General features: G+C 52.3%; 19 protein-coding genes and 5 tRNA genes. All 24 read left to right on the top strand.

All coding sequences use genetic code 11. From position 1 onward, the window contains the following. Window positions 1-59 precede the first annotated feature (59 nt). The 24 genes from leuB (at window position 60) to rplA (ending at window position 19714) form a co-directional block, all read left to right on the top strand. On the top strand, window positions 60-1148 hold the full coding sequence (gene leuB, locus GEOB_RS18205) for a 3-isopropylmalate dehydrogenase (RefSeq protein ID WP_012648720.1): 1089 nt from the start codon (window positions 60-62) through the stop codon (window positions 1146-1148). Between the two features lie 95 nt (window positions 1149-1243). Further along, the gene (gene asd / locus GEOB_RS18200) at window positions 1244-2344 is read left to right on the top strand and encodes an aspartate-semialdehyde dehydrogenase (protein WP_012648719.1); all 1101 of its coding nucleotides are present in this window, start codon (window positions 1244-1246) and stop codon (window positions 2342-2344) included. A gap of 197 nt (window positions 2345-2541) precedes the next feature. Continuing rightward, window positions 2542-3561, top strand: coding sequence for an aspartate-semialdehyde dehydrogenase (locus tag GEOB_RS18195; protein ID WP_012648718.1), 1020 nt, complete (start codon window positions 2542-2544; stop codon window positions 3559-3561). Window positions 3562-3740: 179 nt separating this feature from the next. Next, on the top strand, window positions 3741-5738 hold the full coding sequence (locus GEOB_RS18190; RefSeq protein ID WP_012648717.1) for a VIT and vWA domain-containing protein: 1998 nt from the start codon (window positions 3741-3743) through the stop codon (window positions 5736-5738). Between the two features lie 89 nt (window positions 5739-5827). Then, window positions 5828-7249: a B12-binding domain-containing radical SAM protein gene (locus GEOB_RS18185; RefSeq protein WP_012648716.1), complete on the top strand. Its 1422-nt coding sequence runs from the start codon at window positions 5828-5830 to the stop codon at window positions 7247-7249. Continuing rightward, window positions 7246-8616, top strand: a complete 1371-nt coding sequence (gene xrtK, locus GEOB_RS19540; protein WP_012648715.1) for an exosortase K — start codon at window positions 7246-7248, stop codon at window positions 8614-8616. The genes GEOB_RS18185 and xrtK overlap by 4 nt, the downstream gene beginning before the upstream one ends. 45 nt (window positions 8617-8661) lie before the next feature. Beyond that, complete coding sequence (gene creB, locus GEOB_RS18175) at window positions 8662-9342, top strand: two-component system response regulator CreB (protein WP_012648714.1); 681 nt, start codon at window positions 8662-8664, stop codon at window positions 9340-9342. Continuing rightward, window positions 9339-10766 (top strand): two-component system sensor histidine kinase CreC, encoded by a 1428-nt coding sequence (creC, locus tag GEOB_RS18170; RefSeq protein ID WP_012648713.1) that lies wholly within the window; start codon window positions 9339-9341, stop codon window positions 10764-10766. The genes creB and creC overlap by 4 nt, the downstream gene beginning before the upstream one ends. 89 nt (window positions 10767-10855) lie before the next feature. Further along, complete coding sequence (gene truA, locus GEOB_RS18165; protein WP_012648712.1) at window positions 10856-11590, top strand: tRNA pseudouridine(38-40) synthase TruA; 735 nt, start codon at window positions 10856-10858, stop codon at window positions 11588-11590. A 108-nt stretch (window positions 11591-11698) separates the two neighbouring features. Beyond that, the gene (gene rplM, locus GEOB_RS18160; RefSeq protein ID WP_012648711.1) at window positions 11699-12130 is read left to right on the top strand and encodes a 50S ribosomal protein L13; all 432 of its coding nucleotides are present in this window, start codon (window positions 11699-11701) and stop codon (window positions 12128-12130) included. A gap of 34 nt (window positions 12131-12164) precedes the next feature. After that, window positions 12165-12557, top strand: a complete 393-nt coding sequence (gene rpsI / locus GEOB_RS18155) for a 30S ribosomal protein S9 (protein ID WP_012648710.1) — start codon at window positions 12165-12167, stop codon at window positions 12555-12557. Window positions 12558-12664: 107 nt separating this feature from the next. Then, entirely contained in the window at window positions 12665-13705 is a 1041-nt protein-coding gene (gene argC, locus GEOB_RS18150; protein ID WP_012648709.1) for an N-acetyl-gamma-glutamyl-phosphate reductase, read from the top strand. A 61-nt stretch (window positions 13706-13766) separates the two neighbouring features. Further along, window positions 13767-15581: a YgiQ family radical SAM protein gene (locus GEOB_RS18145; RefSeq protein WP_012648708.1), complete on the top strand. Its 1815-nt coding sequence runs from the start codon at window positions 13767-13769 to the stop codon at window positions 15579-15581. Between the two features lie 122 nt (window positions 15582-15703). Beyond that, window positions 15704-15779 (top strand) — tRNA-Thr (locus tag GEOB_RS18140). 23 nt (window positions 15780-15802) lie between these two features. After that, a tRNA-Tyr gene (locus GEOB_RS18135) sits at window positions 15803-15887 on the top strand. Window positions 15888-16000: 113 nt separating this feature from the next. Beyond that, window positions 16001-16077, top strand: a tRNA-Gly gene (locus tag GEOB_RS18130). Between the two features lie 13 nt (window positions 16078-16090). Next, window positions 16091-16166: transfer RNA gene (locus tag GEOB_RS18125), tRNA-Thr, on the top strand. Between the two features lie 66 nt (window positions 16167-16232). Then, entirely contained in the window at window positions 16233-17423 is a 1191-nt protein-coding gene (tuf, locus tag GEOB_RS18120; RefSeq protein ID WP_012648695.1) for an elongation factor Tu, read from the top strand. A 54-nt stretch (window positions 17424-17477) separates the two neighbouring features. After that, entirely contained in the window at window positions 17478-17627 is a 150-nt protein-coding gene (gene rpmG, locus GEOB_RS18115; RefSeq protein ID WP_012648707.1) for a 50S ribosomal protein L33, read from the top strand. A gap of 39 nt (window positions 17628-17666) precedes the next feature. Beyond that, a tRNA-Trp gene (locus GEOB_RS18110) sits at window positions 17667-17743 on the top strand. A 36-nt stretch (window positions 17744-17779) separates the two neighbouring features. Continuing rightward, window positions 17780-17965 carry a preprotein translocase subunit SecE gene (gene secE / locus GEOB_RS18105; protein ID WP_012648706.1) on the top strand — a complete coding sequence of 62 codons (186 nt, stop codon included), beginning with the start codon at window positions 17780-17782 and terminating at the stop codon, window positions 17963-17965. Between the two features lie 10 nt (window positions 17966-17975). Further along, window positions 17976-18503, top strand: a complete 528-nt coding sequence (gene nusG / locus GEOB_RS18100; RefSeq protein ID WP_012648705.1) for a transcription termination/antitermination protein NusG — start codon at window positions 17976-17978, stop codon at window positions 18501-18503. Window positions 18504-18568: 65 nt separating this feature from the next. Then, window positions 18569-18991, top strand: a complete 423-nt coding sequence (rplK, locus tag GEOB_RS18095) for a 50S ribosomal protein L11 (protein ID WP_012648704.1) — start codon at window positions 18569-18571, stop codon at window positions 18989-18991. A 21-nt stretch (window positions 18992-19012) separates the two neighbouring features. Next, window positions 19013-19714: a 50S ribosomal protein L1 gene (gene rplA / locus GEOB_RS18090; RefSeq protein WP_012648703.1), complete on the top strand. Its 702-nt coding sequence runs from the start codon at window positions 19013-19015 to the stop codon at window positions 19712-19714. The last annotated feature ends 121 nt before the right edge of the window (window positions 19715-19835 follow it).

Raw genomic sequence — 19835 nt, 5'->3', positions numbered from 1 at the left:
TATGCGTTGGGGCAAATAATATCGACCAATTTTTTAAATTGATAAGCGGGGGATTAACAATGGCAAAAGCTTTCAAAGTGGCAGTTCTGCCCGGTGATGGTATCGGCCCTGAGGTTATGGCCGAGGCGTTGCGGGTTCTGGACGCTGTCGAAACAAAATACGATGTGAAATTCGAGCGCACCCATGCCAACGTGGGGGGAGCCGGCATTGATAATGAGGGCAAGGCCCTCCCGGAAACTACCATCAATATCTGCAAGGCTGCCGATGCAATTCTTTTCGGTTCGGTGGGCGGCCCCAAATGGGAAACCCTGCCACCCGATGAGCAGCCGGAGCGGGGGGCATTGCTTCCTCTGCGCAAGATATTCGGGCTCTATGCCAATCTGCGTCCTGCCATCATTTTCCCATCCCTTACCGGTGCTTCATCACTTAAGGAAGAGGTGATTGCCGGCGGCTTCAACGTACTGGTGGTCCGTGAACTTACCGGCGGTATCTATTTTTCACAGCCAAAGGGAATCGAGGGTCAGGGACGCGACCGGATCGGCATCGATACCATGAAGTACAGCGTACCGGAGATCGAGCGCATTACCCATGTTGCTTTTCAGGCGGCTCGCAAGCGTTCAAAGAAGGTCTGCTCCATCGACAAGGCCAATGTTCTTTCTTCATCGGTTCTCTGGCGCGAGGTGGTGACCGGCATCGGCAAGGAATATCCCGATGTGGAGCTGACCCACATGTACGTAGACAACGGGGCCATGCAGCTGGTGCGCTGGCCCAAGCAGTTCGACGTCCTGCTTTGCGAAAACATGTTTGGCGATATCCTTTCCGATGAGGCCGCCATGCTGACTGGCTCCCTGGGGATGCTCCCCAGCGCTTCACTGGCAGAAGGGACCTTCGGCATGTATGAGCCATCCGGCGGCTCGGCACCTGATATTGCCGGTCAGGGCATTGCCAACCCCATTGCCCAGATCCTGTCGGCGGGCATGATGCTGCGCTATTCCTTCGGTTTGGTCGAGGCCGCCGATGCCATCGATAAGGCAGTGGCCAAAGTTCTCGACCAGGGCTACCGGACCAGGGACATCTATCAGAAAAAGGATGGCGAGAAGCTGGTCAACACCAGTGAGATGGGCAAGGCCATAATCGCTGCACTGTGATCGATCTGCAACGAAATGTATTAAAATTGTTGCAAATTTCCCCCTGGAATGATCATAATCGATCTTCAAAACTTCAATAGAAGAGGAACAAACATATGAAAGTCGGAATTGTCGGTTGGCGCGGTATGGTTGGATCGGTCCTCATGCAGCGGATGCAGGAGGAAAAAGATTTCAGTTTCGGTTTCGAGCCGGTATTTTTTACCACCTCACAGGCCGGTCAGCCTGCCCCCATGAATGCCGGAACCCTGAAAAAGGCCGATGATATCGAGGAATTGAAAAAGCTCGATATTATCATCACCTGCCAGGGTGGTGATTACACCAAGGCCGTACACCCCGAGCTGCGCAAGCAGGGATGGCAGGGCTATTGGATAGACGCCGCCAGCACACTGCGTATGGAAGACAATGCGGTCATCATCCTCGACCCGGTAAACCGTAACGTCATAGACGCCGCCCTGGCCAAAGGGCAGAAGGATTTCATCGGCGGCAACTGCACCGTCAGCCTGATGCTCATGGGGCTTGGCGGGTTGTTTCGGGCAGGTCTGGTGGAGTGGCTCACCTCCATGACCTATCAGGCGGCAAGTGGTGCAGGCGCTCCCAATATGCGTGAGCTGTTAAGCCAGATGGGGGTTCTCCACGGCGTGGTTGCCGAGGAACTGAAAAACCCTGCTTCTGCAATCCTGGAGATCGACCGCAAGGTGACCACCACCCTGCGGGATGGCTCCTTGCCCACCAAGGAGTTCGGCTTTCCTCTGGCCGGAAGCGTTCTTCCCTGGATCGACCGGGAGGTGGAAGACGGGCAAAGCCGTGAGGAGTGGAAAGGTTATGCCGAGACCAACAAGATCCTCGGCACCTCTTCGCCGATCCCTGTAGATGGCATCTGTGTGCGGGTCGGCGCCATGCGCTGCCACAGCCAGGCCCTGACCATAAAGCTGAATAAGGATATACCCATTGCCGACATCGAGAGCTTGATCAAGAATGACAATCAGTGGGTAAAGTTTGTACCCAATACCAAGGCAGAGACGTTAACCGGACTGACTCCGACGGCGGTGTCCGGTTCGCTGACCGTCCCGGTCGGCCGGGTACGGAAGATGAAGATGGGCCCCCAATACCTGTCGGCCTTTACTTGTGGCGATCAGCTGTTGTGGGGGGCGGCGGAGCCGTTGCGGAGAATGCTCCGCATACTCCTCGAGAAATAATTACATGAATGCGGCCTTTCGCACAGTAGCTGCGTAAGTCTTCGTCTCCGGTCGTGCGGCGTAGCGCTGTTCTGGGTACCTAGTCTCCTCGCGGCTCCTCGACAGCCTTGCTACTGCACGAAATCCACATCCAATAAGTATAAAGACGCCCCTCTCGGGGCGTTTTTATTTGACGTATTTAAGGGGAGATATTGGTAATGAGTAAAAAATGGAATATAGCCATTGTCGGCGCCACCGGCGCGGTTGGCGCCCAGATGATCGAGTGTCTTGAGGAGCGTGATTTCCCGGTAGGGAAGATAAAATATCTGGCCAGCAGCCGCAGTGCGGGAGAAATACTGGAATTTAAGGGCAAGGCGGTCCTGGTGGAGGAATTGACCCATGATTCTTTCGACGGCATTGATATCGCGCTCTTTTCCGCAGGAGGGGAGCGTTCCAAAGAGTTTTGCCCCTCTGCTGCCAAAGCCGGGGCAATCTGCATCGATAATTCAAGCGCCTGGCGCATGGACGCGGATGTGCCTCTGGTGGTGCCGGAGGTGAATGCCCACGCCATTGCCGGGTACAAGAAGAAAGGGATTATCGCCAATCCCAACTGTTCCACCATCCAGATGGTGGTAGCTCTCAAACCCCTCCATGACCATGCCCAGATCAAGCGCATCGTCGTTTCCACCTATCAGGCCGTTTCCGGTACCGGCAAGAAAGCCATTGAAGAACTGCGTGTCCAAGTGGGAGAGCTTCTCAATGGCCGTCCTGCCAACACCGAAGTTTACCCCCATCAGATTGCCTTCAACTGTCTGCCCCAGATCGATTCCTTCTGCGATAACGGTTACACCAAGGAAGAGATGAAGATGGTCAATGAAACGCGCAAGATAATGGAAGCCGACATCAAGGTTACTGCGACTGCGGTGCGGATTCCCGTTTTCTTCGGCCACTCCGAATCGATCAATATTGAGACAGCGAAGGAGATTTCTGTTGCGACGGCCATGGAGCTGATCGCTGCGGCACCGGGCTGTGAGCTGGTTGATGACGTTGCAGAAGGTATATATCCCATGCCTGTTGATGCAGCCGGGCAGGATTTTGTCCAGGTCGGGCGGATTCGCAAGGATGAATCTATCGAAAATGGCCTGAACCTGTGGGTGGTAGCGGACAATATCCGCAAAGGGGCGGCCACCAATGCGGTGCAGATTGCGGAGATTCTCATCGAGAAGTACCTTAAATAGTTCAAGCAACATTAATGTCTGACAAGGCCGTGGAATTTTTTCCACGGCCTTTTTATTTGTCCTCCCCTTTTTTCACACTTTTTTCATCCCCACTTCAAATTCACTTCAATTTCATCGTGTACATTCGACTCAACAATGAGCCGGAAGTTACGGCAACCTGCAATACAAGGAGGTTTACCATGAAGACGAAGTTGCTTGCCCTAGTTTGTTTAATCAGTTCACTTATCCCGCAGATGCCTGCCCATGCCTCCAGTGAAAACGGGGGCGATAAAACCCTTTCCCCCTACTTCTTCATCGAGCATGGTGACCCTGCCGTTGACCGGCTTCCGTTGAAGAATACCGACGTCAAGGTCACCATCAACGGCGTCATCGCCGATGTCACCGTTACGCAGAAGTATGTCAACAACGGCACTCGGCCCATTAACGCCCGATACTGTTTCCCCGCCTCAACTAGGGCTTCCGTTCATGGCATGAAGATGACGGTTGGCAAACGTGTCGTTACAGCCCGAATCAAGGAGAAAGAGGCCGCCAAAGCCGAATTCGTCAAGGCCAAGGCCGAAGGAAAGAGCGCCTCGCTCCTGGAGGAGCAACGGCCGAATGTTTTCTCCATGAGCCTCGCAAACATCATGCCCCGGGATGAGGTGCAGATCGAGCTACACTATGCCGAGCTCCTGGTGCCGACGGATGGAACCTATGAATTCGTCTACCCTACCGTTGTCGGACCCAGGTATTCCAATCAGAAAGAGGCGGACGCTCCAGAGCGCGACAAATGGGTAAAATCACCCTATCTCAAGGAGGGGAAAACTCCGGCTACTGCTTTTAACATCAATGTCTTTCTCTCCACCTCGATACCGATCCAGGAAGTGGTCAGTCCTTCCCACAAGGTGGATCTGTCATGGTTGGACAAATCTATGGTCACTGCGGCTCTTGTGAAATCGGGAGGGTTTGCGGCCAATCGGGACTTCATCCTCAAATACCGCCTTGCCGGCAAGGAGATTCAGAGCGGGCTCATGCTTTATCAAGGGGAGAAGGAGAACTTCTTTCTTCTTATGGTCCAGCCTCCGGAAAAGGTGCAGGCGGCTGAGATCCTGCCTCGGGAATACATCTTTGTCCTGGATGTTTCCGGTTCCATGCACGGCTTTCCCCTCGATACGGCGAAGACTCTGATCCGGGACCTGATCGGCAACCTCCGTCCCACTGACACGTTCAACCTGGTCCTTTTTGCCGGCGGCTCACAGGTCATGGATCCTTCGTCCATTCCTGCAACCAGTGAAAATATCACGAAAGCGATCAGACTCATCGATTCCCAGCAGGGAGGAGGCGGAACTGAGCTAGCTGCCGCCCTGAATAAAGCCCTGTCCCTGCCGCGGGAAAAGGGTAAAGCCCGTACGGCGGTTATCATCACCGACGGCTTTATCAGTGCGGAACGGGAGAGTTTCAAGCTGATTTCCGAAAATCTGGATACCACCAATGTCTTCTCCTTCGGTATCGGGTCGAGCATCAATCGCTACCTGGTGGACGGTATTGCCCAGGCGGGCCAAGGGGAGTCCTTCGTGGTAACGAAGCCGGAAGAGGCGAAGGAAGCCTCGGATCGCTTCCGCAAGTATGTGGCGTCCCCCCTGTTGACCGGCGTTCATGTCAAATTCAAAGAATTTGAGGCCTACAATGTGGAACCGGCGACCATTCCCGATCTCTTTGCCCAGCGCCCCCTGGTTTTGTACGGCAAGTGGCGCGGCAAACCGATCGGCGAAATTGAGCTTACCGGTAAAACCGCAGCAGGCAAATATACCCGAACTTTTTACGTCAAAGAAACCAAACCCCTTTCAGACCATGCCCCCCTGAAATACCTCTGGGCCCGTTCTCGTATCGCAAGACTGTCGAATTACAATGTCCAGGGGGAAAATTCTGACACCAGGAGAGAGGTAACGAATCTCGGGCTCGACTACAACCTGCTCACTCCGTATACATCATTCATTGCCGTTCTTGAAGAGGTTCGAAACAAAGAAGGCGCAGCGGATAATGTGGACCAGCCATTGCCACTTCCCGCAGGTGTTTCCAATCTGGCCGTGGGATGCACCTCCGTGCCGGAACCCGGCCTCACGGTGCTGTTCATTGTCGTGGCTGCCGCGCTCCTCGGGCTTGAACGATACCGGCGACAGGGAAAGGTGATCAAGTAAAGCCGATTAAGAGCGTGAGGGAGCCTTGAAGGTTCCCTCCTTGCCCAGAGCAGAACCGGCAGTTATCGGATCAATACCAAGGAGACCGTATGAAAGTGAAAATGATTTTGCCCGCCTTGATAGAGGCAAAAAGTCCATTCTGGCGTCCCATAAAGTATTCATTGTTTCCACCCCTTGGACTTGCAACCCTTGCCGCTTTTCTGTCGCCGGACGATGAAGTTGAGCTTGTCGATGAACATGTGGAAGAACTTGATACCAGCGATCATCCCGATTTGGTGGTGATTCAAGCCTATGTTACAAGCGCCCGCCGCTCATACATGATTGCCGATCATTACCGGTCAAAGGGCGTTTTCGTGGCTATGGGAGGTCTGCATGTAACTTCTTTGCCTGAAGAGGCAAAACTTCATGCCGACGCCATTTTTCTCGGGCCTGGTGAAGATACGTTTCCCGCTTTCCTTGCAGATTTCCGGCGGAGAGAACCAAGACTTGTTTATTTTTCTCCGAACCGTTCCCTCATGGGTGTGCCACCCCCACGCCGCGATCTGATCAAGTGGGAACTATATCTGGTGCCTAACTCCCTGGTCGTCTCCCGCGGCTGTCCCCATCACTGCAATTTCTGCTATAAGGATAGTTTTTTTCAGGGTGGCGCCTCTTTCTATACCCAACGCGTCGATGCAGCGCTCGCTGAAATTGAGAGCCTCCCGGGACGTCATCTCTATTTTCTGGACGATCATCTGCTGGGGGACCGGCACTTCGCCGCAAATCTGTTCGATGGCATGCGCGGCATGAATAGACTCTTTCAGGGGGCGGCGACGGTCGATTCCATCCTTGAAGGCGACCTGATCGAAAGAGCCGTGGAGGCAGGACTTCGAAGTATTTTTATTGGTTTCGAATCCATCGATCCCCGGAATCTCCAGGCGAGCAACAAACGACAGAACCTGGGACGGGACTACGATCGAGTGATCCGCCGCCTGGATGACCTGGGTGTTTTCATCAACGGCAGCTTCGTCTTCGGCCTGGACAGCGACGGCCCGGATATATTCAGGCGTACCGCATCCTGGGCCATTGAGCGGGGTATCACCACGGCAACATTTCATATTCTGACACCATATCCCGGTACGGCGCTGTTTCGGACCCTCGATGGTGATGGGCGCATCCAGAGCAGTGACTGGGACTTGTATGATACCCGTCATGTGGTTTACCAGCCCAAGGGAATGACGGCAGACCAATTGAAAGCAGGGTATGACCTTGCTTACCGGGAGTTTTACCGGTGGGGCTCCATCCTTAAGGCAAGCAGCGCCCATTCGCTGTTTCCGAACCGTGTGCGGCATCTTATGTACGCGGGAGGGTGGAAGCGCTTTGAACCCCTTTGGAATGCAATGATCAAGTTTAAAGGCTTGATTTCAATGAGGGGAGTTCTGGAGTCGGTTCTGCTGACTGCGCAGCGGGAGGAGCAGGAGGTCGGGATCCGGCCTGGTCTAAAAGAAACGGAGGTTACGCCGGCGTCATGAAACAGAATCCCATAAAACGCATCTTTGACATGGTCGCTGCATCCATTGGCCTGGTTGTCTTTCTCCCTGTCTTTTTCGTTGTTACCCTGCTGATTCTTCTCGAAGATGGAGGACCGGTTCTTTTTGTGCAGGAGAGGCTTGGAAAAGAAATGCGCATGTTTCGCATCTACAAGTTTCGAAGCATGCGGGAAGGACGGGTGACGAGGGTCGGGGGATGGATCCGGGCAACAGGGCTTGACGAACTGTTGCAGTTTTTCAATGTCCTCGGGGGCTCCATGTCCATGGTCGGGCCTCGTCCGATGACTATGGAGGATGTGACGCGCCTTGACTGGCAGGATCCCGCCTTGGGCCGCTGGCGGTGCAAACCCGGCATGACGGGGCTGGCGCAACTCTTTGCCGGCAAAGGGCGAAGCGTCAGCAGATTTTTTGACGACAGGTATGCAGGCTCCTACAGCCTCTTCCTCGACAGCCGGATCGTTTTTCTCTCCTTTATGGTCAACTGTTTCGGCAAGGGGCCAGTGAAGCGGGTACTGTCGTGTTGGCGGAACTGGCAAAGAAACAGACGGCGGCGGACGGACAAAGGGGTAACGAGGAAGAACCTCCCTTTGTATGGGTTGGGCATGATAGTGATTTTGTCCCTCAAGGGCTTTTACAGCACAGCAGGAGTAGACGATCTGGTCTGGGTTCTGCAACCCCTTGCCTTTTTGGTGGAGCTCATCACCGGCATCCAGTTCCAGTACGATCCTGCCGTCGGTTTTGTCAGCCTTGCCAGCCGCGTCGTCATTGCCCCGGCCTGTGCGGGAGTTAATTTTTTCATTATCTGTTTTGCCACCATCTTCTTTACCCTCGTTTCCCGATTGGACAACCCAATGAAGAAATGGGCCTGGCTTGTCATCAGCATTATTTCGGCCTATCTGGTGACACTCTTGGGCAACAGTTTCAGGATTATGATCTCCATCTATTTGTACCGGGCAGACATCTATGGCGAATGGGCCACACCGGAACGGGTCCACAGGCTGGCGGGGATGCTGATATATGTGCCGATCCTGGTAATCACCTATCTGGCGGCGGAACGGATGGTCGGCCGCCTTTGCCGTAAAAAATCTTCCGCTGCCGAGACCGCGATAGCCTCAGAAATTCAGTCCGTTTCCAATGTCGTATTTGCTCCCTTCGCCTGGTACCTTGCAATCTCCGTCTTCATGCCCCTGCTGAACGGCTCCCTCCACCGATATGGGCCGCGGTATCTGGAACACTCGGTTTTCGTGCTGGTTGCAACCCTCTGTATTTTTCTGGGCTGGCTTGTCCTCAACCTGCTGAAGAAAAAGATTGACATAATCAGGGAAACAAAAGAGAAAAGAGCAAGCTGAGGATCAGATTGAAGTTTTTCGCAGATCTGGAGGGGGCAAACCATCATGAAGCCGCGAATAATGATCGTCGAGGACGAACCTGGAATTGTCGACGCTATTCAATATGCCCTTGAAACAGAGGGATTCGAGACGCTCTGTTTTCCATCAGGGACACAGGTTGTTTCTTCGCTGGCGGATCATGCTGTCGATCTCATCATTCTCGATGTCGGCCTGCCGGACATGAGCGGATTCGAACTGTGCAAACAGATACGGCAACTTCGTTCCGTCCCAATCATTTTTCTTACCGCCCGCGCCGATGAGATCGACCGGATTGTTGGCCTGGAGATCGGCGCCGACGATTACATTACCAAACCTTTCAGCCCCAGGGAGGTGTCGGCCAGGGTCAAGGCTGTGTTGAGAAGGACCGGCACAGGCAACAAGCCTTCTCCATGTACCGGGACATTCGCAGTGAATGAGTCGAAACGCCAGATTTCCTATCTTGGCAGGGTCTTGGATCTCTCCCGCTATGAGTTCGACATCCTCAAGACCTTCATCCGACGGCCCGGTCATGTTTTTTCCCGGGATCAGCTTATGCAGATCGTCTGGGAGCATCCTGACTGCAGTCTTGACCGGACCATTGACGCCCATATAAAAAACATCAGAGCGAAACTGAGAACAATTGAGCCAGGCAAAGACCCTATTGTAACCTATCGGGGAACAGGGTATGCCCTGAGGGAAGACCTATGAAGCTGGCAGCACGGATTTTTCTCGCCTACCTCCTTATCTCAGTCATCTGCTTTTCATACCCGGCCAGCCAATTCTTCAAGGACCTGAGGACATTTTTTCTGGAAAGCGTGGAAGATCCCCTTGCGGACCACGCCACGCTGCTGGCGGCCATGGTGGGAACGCAGATGGAGACCGGACGCTTTAATCCGCAGGATCTGTACAAGGCTTTTGATCACGCCTATTCCCGCTCCCTTACAGCGCGCATTTATGGATTCCAGAAGAAGCGTGTGGACCTTCGCATATACATCACCGACCCTTCGGGAAAAGTGATCTTCGATTCACTGGAACCCAAGAACGTCGGCGCGGATTACTCCAGGTGGCGGGACGTTTCCCTGACACTGAAAGGGGAATACGGCACAAGGACTACTCGCCTGGATCCTAAGGACCCCAGGACGTCCATACTGTTTGTTGCAGCACCTATCATCATTCATGGGAAAAATGCAGGAGTAGTGACGGTGGCCAAACCGACCACCAACATCAATGCCTTTGTCAACAGCGAAAGACCCAGAATCCTCAAGCTCTGGTACCTTGCAGCGGCGTCGGCTATTGCCCTTTCTTTTGTCGTATCTTTGTGGCTGACCCATCCCATCAAAAGACTCACCAGGTATGCCAATAAGATCCGCGATGGGAAAAGGCCGAGGCTTCCCCCGTTGGGGCGCACGGAATTGCGGGATATGGGCCTGGCTCTGGAAGATATGCGTGAGGCCCTGGAAGGGAAAAAATATGTGGAACGGTACGTCCAGACCCTTACCCATGAAATAAAGAGTCCTCTTTCTGCCATCAAAGGAGCGGCGGAACTTCTGGATGAGCAGATGCCGACGGAGAAGCGGCAGCTGTTCCTTTCCAACATCCGTACCGAGGCCAACCGGATCCAGGACCTGGTGGACCGCATGCTTAAGCTGTCCGAACTTGAGGCAAGAAAGACCCTGCAAAATGTGGAGCCCGTTTGTCTTAATGGGCTTCTCACCGCTGTGCTGGAAAGCAAGGGTCCTATCCTGTCACGCAAGGGGCTGCAAATTGCATTTCATGTGGATGAGGGTGCCAGCGTACCAGGGGATCTGTTTCTACTTCACCAGGCTGTTTCCAATATAGTTCAGAACGCCATTGATTTCAGCCCCTCAGGGGGAACCATTGCGATAACCGCAACTGTTGCTGAAGGAGCTCTTGTTATTGTGGTCGATGATGAGGGCCCCGGAATTCCCGAGTATTGCAGGGATAAGATATTCAATAGGTTCTTTTCCCTGCAACGCCCCGACACCGGCAAGAAGAGCACTGGCCTGGGCCTCAACTTCGTGAGAGAAGTCGCCATTCTTCACGGGGGTGGCATCCAGCTTGACAATCTGCCGGATAAAGGCTTGCGTGCCAGTTTAAGTTTGCCAATATAAATTTTAGCGGGTCTGGCATGTGCAAAAAAATGATATACACCATCCCCTGTTGGTTTCCATTCGAATTTCTGCTATAGTGCCCTTCGTTCATGCGTAATATAAAGCTTATCATAGAATATGACGGTACCGCCTACTGCGGATGGCAGTTGCAGCCCAATGGCATAACTATTCAGCAGGTAATTGAAGAGTCCCTGGAGAAGATGCTGGGGCAATCGGTTCGGCTGCAATCCTCAGGTCGTACCGATGCCGGGGTTCATGCACTGGGGATGGTGGCGGTTTTTAAAACGCAAAAGGATCTGCCTGTCCGTGCCTTTTCCGATGGCCTCAATTGCCTTCTCCCTCCAGATATCGCCATCAGGGATGCCTCCGAGGTGCCGCTTTCTTTCAACCCCCGTGCCGATGCAATCAGCAAGCATTATCGGTACACCATTTATAACAGTAAGCGGCGCTCTCCCCTGACACGGCTCAACTCCTGGCATCTGCGGGGCATACTGAATATGGAATTGATGCAGCTGGGCGCTTCCCATTTTGTCGGTGAGCATGATTTTGCAGCGTTCCGGGCGTCAAACTGTGTGGCAAAAACAACTATCCGCCGAATGTTCCATGTTTCGGTTGCCAAAGTAGGCGACTCTGTCATCATAGATGTGCATGGCTCAGGATTTTTGAAAAACATGGTCAGGGTCATTGCTGGCACCTTGGTCGCCGTGGGGCAGGGTAAGCTGGACCCATCTGCCATTCCCGGGTTGCTTGCCGGAGGAGACCGGTCTGCATCCGGCATCACCGCACCGCCGCAAGGACTCTGTCTCATGGAAGTCTTTTATTGATCTCTGCGAAGACCACAGAATTTTTCTTGACAGTGTCCGGCTGATGTATTATGTTACGAACTTTCTGTGATCCAGTATGAATAAATTTCAGCCAGTTGTGAGGGTTAGATGAAGACTACGCAAGTTGCGAAAAAAGATGAAGTGACCAGGAATTGGTATCTGGTCGATGCTGATAATAAGGTTCTCGGCAGGATCGCTACCGAAATAGCCAATGTGCTTCGCGGTAAGAACAAGCCTACATTTACGCCCAGCGTTGATACCGGCGATTTCGTGATCGTTGTCAATGCCGATAAGATTCAGCTTACCGGCAACAAGAATGCAGACAAGATCTATTACAGCCACTCCGGATTCCCCGGTGGACTCAAGGAGATTTCTGCCGGCAAACTGCTGGAGAAGAAGCCTGAAGACCTCATCAAGAAAGCTGTTAAGGGCATGTTGCCGAAAAACAAGCTGGCCCGCCATATGATCAAGAAGCTGAAGATCTATACCGGAACGGACCATCCCCATGCGGCCCAGCAGCCCAAGGCACTGAGCATATAAATTTTTGATTCTATTGAGATCAGGAGATAGAAAAATGGCAGCAGCAAGCTTTTACGGAACAGGGAAAAGGAAATCCTCCATCGCCAGGGTGTGGTTGAAGCCGGGAACAGGCGTCATAACAGTCAATCACAAGACCCTCGATGAATACTTCGGTAGGGAAACTTCCAAGATGGTTGTCAAGCAGCCCCTTGAGCTGACCGAGAACCTGGGCAAGTTCGATATCTACGTGACCGTCAGCGGTGGTGGAGACTCCGGCCAGGCCGGCGCCATCAAGCACGGCATTACCAAGGCTCTGCTTGAAGTTGATGCGGCGCTGCGCACCCCGTTGAAAAAGGCTGGTTTTGTTACCCGCGATTCACGCATAAAAGAGCGTAAGAAATACGGCAAGAAATCTGCCCGTGCCAGCTTCCAGTTCTCCAAGCGTTAATCGGAGCTGTTCTTCGCTACAACAAAATAATGCTATCAAGGGGAAAATCCAGGAAGGATTTTCCCCTTTTTTCATTGACGGGTTCAATTCATTAAGGAGGTAACCACATGTTGAAGGTTGCAATTGTAGGTGCCAGCGGTTATACGGGCATTGAGCTGTTACGGCTGCTTCACGGACACCCCGAGGTTTCCGTTACCTGTGTGACATCGGAGCAAAGCGCCGGTAAAAATGTGGCTGAAATATTTCCCACCTTGCGCAGCCGCTACAATTTGGTGCTGGAGAACCTGGAACCGGTGCGGATTGCTGAGCGGGCCGATTTCATATTCACTGCACTGCCACACAAGGCGGCCATGGAAGTGGTTCCCACATTCCTGAAGCTTGGCAAGCGGGTGGTGGATCTTTCAGCGGATTATCGTCTGCATGATGCCAGGGAGTACGCGGCATGGTATGAGCCTCACATGAATCCTGAACTTTTGAAAGAGGCGATATACGGCCTGCCGGAACTGCGGCGGGAAAAAATTGCCGAGGCAGACCTGGTCGCCAATCCGGGGTGTTACCCGACCAGCATCATTCTCGGACTGGCGCCGCTCCTGAAAAAGAAACTCGTAAATCCTGCCACCATTATTGCCGATGCGAAATCGGGGGTCAGTGGGGCAGGGCGCAGTGCCAAGGTGGACAATCTGTACTGCGAAGTTAACGATGGGTTCAAGGCCTATGGAGTCGGCGGGGTTCATCGCCATATCCCCGAAATTGAGCAGGAGCTTTCCCTTCTTGCAGGGAAACAGCTGACCATTACCTTTACTCCCCACCTGGTTCCCATGGACCGTGGCATCCTCTCAACTATTTATGCCGAACCTGCAGGCGAAGTCTCTTTGGCCGGACTTGTTGAGTTATATCGGGATTTTTACCACGGCGAGGCCTTTGTGCGGGTGTTGCCTGAAAATAATTTTCCGTCCACCGCCTTCGTTCGTGGCTCTAACTTCTGTGACATCGGATTGACGGTCGATAAGAGGACTGGCAGGATTGTCATTGTTTCGGCCATCGATAATCTCATAAAGGGTGCCTCCGGTCAGGCCATACAAAATATGAACATTATGAACGGCTTTCCGGAGAACCTTGGTCTGGAGTCTCTGGGGCTGTTTCCATAAATACTTGTTGCTTTGGCGGGCTGGTTTCACGGGAAGCCCGTTGAAAAAGGATCTGCGGTAGATGTCTTTTCTCCCCATCTCAAGGGAAGATATGAAAAAGCGGGGCTGGGACGAGCTTGATGTTATCTTTGTCAGCGGCGATGCCTACATCGACCATCCTTCGTTCGGCATACCTCTCCTTGCCCGCTGGCTTGAATTTCATGGGTTCAGAGTAGGGATAATTCCCCAGCCGGATTGGCATTCGAAAGATGCTTTCATGACGCTTGGTGCCCCTCGCCTGTTTTTTGCTGTCTCGGCAGGAGCCATGGATTCCATGGTCGCCCATTACACTCCGGCACGGAAGCTTCGCCATGATGATGCCTATACTCCCGGCAACAGGCATGGGGCGCGGCCCAACCGTGCCACTATCGTTTACAGTTCTCGCCTGAGGGAAGCCTTTCGCCATGTGCCGATCGTCATCGGCGGCATTGAAGCATCTCTTCGCCGCTTTGCCCATTATGATTTCTGGGAAGACAAGGTGCGCCGCTCCATCATTTTTGATGCCAAGGCAGATTTGCTTATTTACGGTATGGGTGAGACCCCCATGCTGGAGTTGGCTACAAGATTGCGTAACGGCGAGGCGTTCACTTCTCTAACGGATATCCGCGGAACGGCCTTTATTTCCAATGCTATTCCTGGCGATGGTCCTGTTAGCGAAATTCCAGCTTTTTCAGGGGTAAATGCTGAACCGGCAAAATTCAACGAGGCTTTCCGGCTTATTTCTCTGGAACAAAATCCGTTCTGTGGCAAGAAACTTTGCCAGAAGCATGATAACCGGTACCTGATATGTAATCCACCTGCTCTTCCCCTTTCGGAGGAAGTCATGGACTTGGTTTATGCGCTTCCTTTTATGAAAGCGCCCCATCCTTCGTACAAAGAAACCATTCCTGCCTACGAACAGATAAGAGCTTCTATTACTACCCACCGTGGTTGCTTTGGCGGGTGTGCCTTCTGCGCCATCACCCATCACCAGGGCAAGGCGATTCAGTCCCGCAGTGAAGCGTCCATTCTTCAGGAAATAACCAAGCTTTCCTCATTGAGGTGGTTCAAGGGGAGTATCAGCGACATTGGCGGACCAACAGCGAACATGTACGGTTTGAGGTGTGGCAATCCCTCAGCTGAGGCTTCCTGCCGACGTGAAAGCTGTCTCTATCCCGTTCCCTGCAGAAATCTGTATATGTCGGACAAACGGGCAGCAGCCCTGCTGGCCAAAATCAGGAAACTTGAAGGAATAAAGCATACGGTGGTTTCCTCCGGCATTCGCTATGATCTCTTAGCCTTCCAAAAGTCCTACTTTACGGAGCTGTTGCGCTATCATGTGGGCGGGTTGTTGAAGGTCGCGCCAGAGCATGTTTCTAAAAAGGTAACCGACCTGATGCGTAAGCCGGGTAGCGGGGCATTTGAAAAGTTCCTTGCCAGTTTCAGAGAGGAAAGTTCCTGTGCCGGCAAAAAACAATATGTAATACCTTATTTTATCTCGGGCCATCCTGGAAGCACTATGTCAGACATGGTTGATCTGGCGCTTTTTCTTAAAAGAAACGGATTGAAGGTCGAGCAGGTACAGGATTTCACCCCCTCACCAGGCACATTGTCGACCTGTATCTATCATACGGGGATTGATCCTTTTACCGGTAATGCAGTCTATGTGGCAAAGAGCGACAAGGAAAAGAGGCTGCAGAAATCTTTGCTCCTTTCCCATGTGGCAGAGGAAAGAAAAAACGTGATCCAGGCACTGCAGGCGTGTAACCGTGAATCTGCATCTGGCGAGCTTTTTGGTGGACGAGATGACCTTGCTTTTCGCCAGAAAAACATGAAAAGAAAAAAGATAGAAACATAAGAATTGTTTTTTTTCTTAAAAAATTGTTGACAGTAAAGTTGAATTGATCTATACAAGGAACTTCGCTTTTTGAAGCATCTTGACCAAGCAGTAAAAAGTTGTATTAAGTTTAGAGAAACATTGCTGGCGTAGCTCAATTGGTAGAGCAGCTGACTTGTAATCAGCAGGTTGCGGGTTCGAGTCCCATCGCCAGCTCCACAGTCAGGAAACGTTCTTCGTCTGGAGGGATTCCCGAGCGGCCAAAGGGAACAGACTGTAAATCTGTCGTCGTAGACTTCGGAGGTTCGAATCCTCCTCCCTCCACCATAAAATACTACAGAAGAGATGAGATCACGACAGGCCTCAGGAGACTTTATGTCGCATGTACTGGGTTGCTGTGCTGCTTATCGATTCAAAAATCTTCTGATTTGCAGGAATTGGCGGGAGTAGCTCAGTTGGCTAGAGCATCAGCCTTCCAAGCTGAGGGTCGCGGGTTCGAGTCCCGTTTCCCGCTCCAATTTTCTTCGATCGCCCACATAGCTCAGGAGGTAGAGCACTTCCTTGGTAAGGAAGAGGTCTCCGGTTCGAGTCCGGATGTGGGCTCCATTTAATCTGTTCAAAAAAATCGGTAAAACGAACTTTTAGGCATTCATTTATAGGGAGGATACCTTCATGGCAAAAGCAAAATTCGAAAGAACCAAACCGCATGTAAACATAGGCACCATCGGGCACGTTGACCACGGCAAGACCACCCTGACCGCCGCCATCACCAAAGTACTGGCAGGCAAAGGCCAGGCAGAATTCAAAGCCTTCGACCAGATCGACAATGCACCCGAAGAGCGTGAGCGTGGTATCACCATCGCCACCGCCCATGTTGAATATGAAACCGACAAGCGTCACTATGCCCATGTTGACTGCCCGGGCCACGCCGACTACGTAAAGAACATGATCACCGGAGCAGCGCAGATGGATGGCGCCATCCTGGTCGTATCCGCAGCCGACGGTCCAATGCCCCAGACTCGTGAGCACATTCTGCTCGCCCGTCAGGTAGGCGTACCTTACATAGTAGTATTCCTCAACAAAGCCGACATGGTCGACGACGAAGAGCTTCTCGAACTGGTAGAACTCGAGATTCGTGAACTGCTCTCCTCCTACGACTTCCCCGGCGACGACATCCCCATCATCAAAGGCTCCGCCCTTCAGGCACTGAACGGCGAGCAGGGCGAACTGGCCGAGCCCGCCATCATGAAGCTCATGGAAGCCGTAGACAGCTACATCCCAGAGCCACAGCGCGCCATCGACCGTCCGTTCCTCATGCCCGTCGAAGACGTATTCTCCATCTCCGGCCGTGGAACCGTAGCAACCGGCCGTGTAGAAAGAGGCATCGTCAAGGTCGGCGAAGAAGTAGAGATCGTCGGAATGAAGGCAACCTCCAAGACCACCGTAACCGGCGTAGAAATGTTCAGGAAGCTTTTGGATGAAGGCCGTGCCGGCGACAACATCGGCGCTCTGCTTCGTGGCGTCAAGCGTGAAGACATCGAGCGTGGCCAGGTACTCGCCAAGCCCGGTTCAATCACCCCGCACACCAAATTCAAGGCAGAAGCCTACATTCTGACCAAAGAAGAAGGTGGACGACACACCCCGTTCTTCAACGGCTATCGTCCCCAGTTCTACTTCCGCACCACCGACGTGACCGGCATAGTAGAACTTGCCGCCGGCACCGAGATGGTAATGCCCGGCGACAACGTAGCAGTACAAGTGAACCTGATCACCCCAATCGCCATGGACGAAGGACTTCGCTTCGCCATCCGTGAGGGCGGCCGCACTGTCGGCGCCGGGGTTGTCAGCTCTATTATCGAATAATTCACAGAGGCGGGCCAACCCCGCCTTTGCTGATCAAGACAAAGGAAGGCAGCAATGCGAGATATCATCACACTTGCCTGCACCGAGTGCAAGCAGAGAAACTATACAACGACAAAAAACAAGAAGACAACACCGGAAAAGCTGGAACTGAAGAAGTACTGCCGCTTCTGTCGTACGCACACGTCACATAAGGAAACAAAATAATTCGAAAATGAGCCACTCCGCTGTGTGGCTCATTCATGCAGGCCAGTAGCTCTAACGGCTAGAGCACCGGTCTCCAAAACCGGGTGTTGTGGGTTCGAATCCCTCCTGGCCTGCCATTTTTTTAAAAACCTAATTACTGTGGGGTGGCACGAGTGCTGGTAAAGACCAAAAATTTTTTGGAGGAAGTGAGAGCTGAGTTGGGTAAGGTTACCTGGCCTGCCCGCAAGGAGACCATTTCTACAGCATGGGTTGTTGTAGTGATTATTGTCTTGATCTCCCTTTATCTTGGCGCTTGTGATGTTGTCCTGGCCAAGCTGATCAGGTTCATACTCCGCTAGAGGACTCACAATGGCTCATAAATGGTACGGTGTACATACCTACTCCGGCTTTGAAAATAAAGTCAGGTTATCGCTCCTGGAGCGAATAAAAAACCTTGGCCTTGAGGAAAAGTTTGGTGAAGTTCTCATTCCTTGTGAAACAGTTGTCGAGTTGAAGAAGGGTGAGAAGCGAACCTCGTCCCGTAAATTCTTCCCTGGATATATCCTTGTTAATATGGAGCTTGATGACGATACCTGGCATGTCGTCAAGGAAACTTCAAAGGTTACCGGTTTTGTCGGAGGCAATAATCCTTTTGCCATTCCGGATGAAGAAGTAGCAAAAATCACCCAGCGTATGGAAGAGGGAGCCGAGAAGCCACGGCCCAAGGTTCTTTTTGAGGTTGGTGAGACCGTCAGGGTTATTGATGGACCTTTTCTTAATTTTGCCGGGGTTGTAGAAGATGTGAAACCTGAAAAAGGCAAGCTTAGGGTCATGGTTAGTATATTCGGCAGAGCTACCCCTGTGGAGCTGGAATTCATGCAGGTCGAAAAACAATGACTCTGGCTCTACCTGCGACCTGAAGATATAAATTGATTTAAGGAACAGATAAAAGGAGTCTAGTAATGGCTAAAAAAATCACTGGATATATCAAGCTTCAAGTACCGGCCGGTAAAGCAAATCCCGCCCCGCCGATCGGTCCTGCGCTGGGTCAGCACGGCGTAAACATAATGGAATTCTGCAAGGCCTTTAATGCCAAGACTCAGGCAGACGAAGGCACAATTACTCCTGTAGTGATAACTGTTTATGCGGACAGGTCATTTACGTTCGTCACCAAGACACCTCCGGCTTCTGTTCTTATTAAAAAAGCGCTTGGCATCGAAAGCGGTTCAAGCGTTCCCAACAAGAATAAGGTCGGAAAACTGACGAAGGCCCAGGTGCAGGAAATTGCTTCGAAAAAAATGCCCGACCTGAATGCCGCCAGTCTTGAAGCCGCCATGAAAACCATTGAGGGAACCGCTCGCAGTATGGGCGTTGAGATTGTATAGATAAAGAGAGGGTGAAAGAAAATGCCTACCAGTAAAAAACTTAAAGACGCTCTTGCCAAGGTTGACAGGAGCAAAAGTTATACCCTTAATGACGGCCTTGAACTGGTGAGAAGTTCTGCTTACGCCAAATTCACCGAAACTGTAGACGTGGCTGTCAGGCTTGGCGTTGACCCGCGGCATGCCGACCAGATGGTCCGTGGTGCAGTTGTTCTCCCCAACGGTCTCGGCAAGGAAGTCCGGGTTCTTGTTTTCGCCAAGGGTGAAAAGGAGAAGGAAGCACGCGACGCAGGAGCAGATTTCGTTGGCGCCGATGATCTGGTTGCCAAAATCCAGGAAGGGTGGTTCGAGTTCGATACCGCCATTGCCACACCCGACATGATGGGTGTCGTCGGTAAGATCGGTAAACTTCTCGGCCCACGTGGCCTGATGCCGAACCCTAAGGTAGGCACCGTCACTTTCGATGTGGGCCGGGCCGTCAACGAATCCAAATCCGGCAAGGTCGAATTCAGGGTGGAGAAAGCCGGTATCATTCATGCTCCTGTTGGCAAAGTCTCTTTCGAAACAGACAAGCTGAAGGAAAACATCCTTGCTCTGATCGATGCGCTGGTCAAATCGAAGCCGTCTGCAGCAAAAGGAACCTATATCAAGAAAATCAGTGTCTCTTCCACCATGGGGCCTGGTGTGAATCTTGATGTGTCTGACGTATCCTCACAGGTAATATAAATATAGTTTTGCCAAAGTCAAAGACAGTAGGTGTTGCCGCATGCATGGCAACATAAACAGGAAACTGGCCTACCGAGACTGGCGGTAGTTGAAGGAATTGCATTATTTCCCGATACTTCCT

Source organism: Geotalea daltonii FRC-32 (assembly GCF_000022265.1).
Classification (GTDB): Bacteria; Desulfobacterota; Desulfuromonadia; order Geobacterales; family Geobacteraceae; genus Geotalea; species Geotalea daltonii.
The sequence above is the reverse complement of the archived record's forward strand: the minus strand, read 5'-3'. Positions and strand labels throughout refer to the sequence as shown.

Bases quoted from the DNA above. Each gene is read 5' to 3' on its own strand.
- tuf (WP_012648695.1), top strand. From the start codon at position 16,233: ATGGCAAAAGCAAAATTCGAAAGAACCAAACCGCATGTAAACATAGGC.
- GEOB_RS18185 (WP_012648716.1), top strand. From the start codon at position 5,828: ATGAAAGTGAAAATGATTTTGCCCGCCTTGATAGAGGCAAAAAGTCCA.
- creB (WP_012648714.1), top strand. From the start codon at position 8,662: ATGAAGCCGCGAATAATGATCGTCGAGGACGAACCTGGAATTGTCGAC.
- rpsI (WP_012648710.1), top strand. From the start codon at position 12,165: ATGGCAGCAGCAAGCTTTTACGGAACAGGGAAAAGGAAATCCTCCATC.
- argC (WP_012648709.1), top strand. From the start codon at position 12,665: ATGTTGAAGGTTGCAATTGTAGGTGCCAGCGGTTATACGGGCATTGAG.
- GEOB_RS18145 (WP_012648708.1), top strand. From the start codon at position 13,767: ATGTCTTTTCTCCCCATCTCAAGGGAAGATATGAAAAAGCGGGGCTGG.
- nusG (WP_012648705.1), top strand. From the start codon at position 17,976: ATGGCTCATAAATGGTACGGTGTACATACCTACTCCGGCTTTGAAAAT.
- leuB (WP_012648720.1), top strand. From the start codon at position 60: ATGGCAAAAGCTTTCAAAGTGGCAGTTCTGCCCGGTGATGGTATCGGC.
- truA (WP_012648712.1), top strand. From the start codon at position 10,856: ATGCGTAATATAAAGCTTATCATAGAATATGACGGTACCGCCTACTGC.
- rplK (WP_012648704.1), top strand. From the start codon at position 18,569: ATGGCTAAAAAAATCACTGGATATATCAAGCTTCAAGTACCGGCCGGT.
- xrtK (WP_012648715.1), top strand. From the start codon at position 7,246: ATGAAACAGAATCCCATAAAACGCATCTTTGACATGGTCGCTGCATCC.
- asd (WP_012648719.1), top strand. From the start codon at position 1,244: ATGAAAGTCGGAATTGTCGGTTGGCGCGGTATGGTTGGATCGGTCCTC.
- GEOB_RS18190 (WP_012648717.1), top strand. From the start codon at position 3,741: ATGAAGACGAAGTTGCTTGCCCTAGTTTGTTTAATCAGTTCACTTATC.
- creC (WP_012648713.1), top strand. From the start codon at position 9,339: ATGAAGCTGGCAGCACGGATTTTTCTCGCCTACCTCCTTATCTCAGTC.
- rplM (WP_012648711.1), top strand. From the start codon at position 11,699: ATGAAGACTACGCAAGTTGCGAAAAAAGATGAAGTGACCAGGAATTGG.
- rplA (WP_012648703.1), top strand. From the start codon at position 19,013: ATGCCTACCAGTAAAAAACTTAAAGACGCTCTTGCCAAGGTTGACAGG.
- GEOB_RS18195 (WP_012648718.1), top strand. From the start codon at position 2,542: ATGAGTAAAAAATGGAATATAGCCATTGTCGGCGCCACCGGCGCGGTT.
- rpmG (WP_012648707.1), top strand. From the start codon at position 17,478: ATGCGAGATATCATCACACTTGCCTGCACCGAGTGCAAGCAGAGAAAC.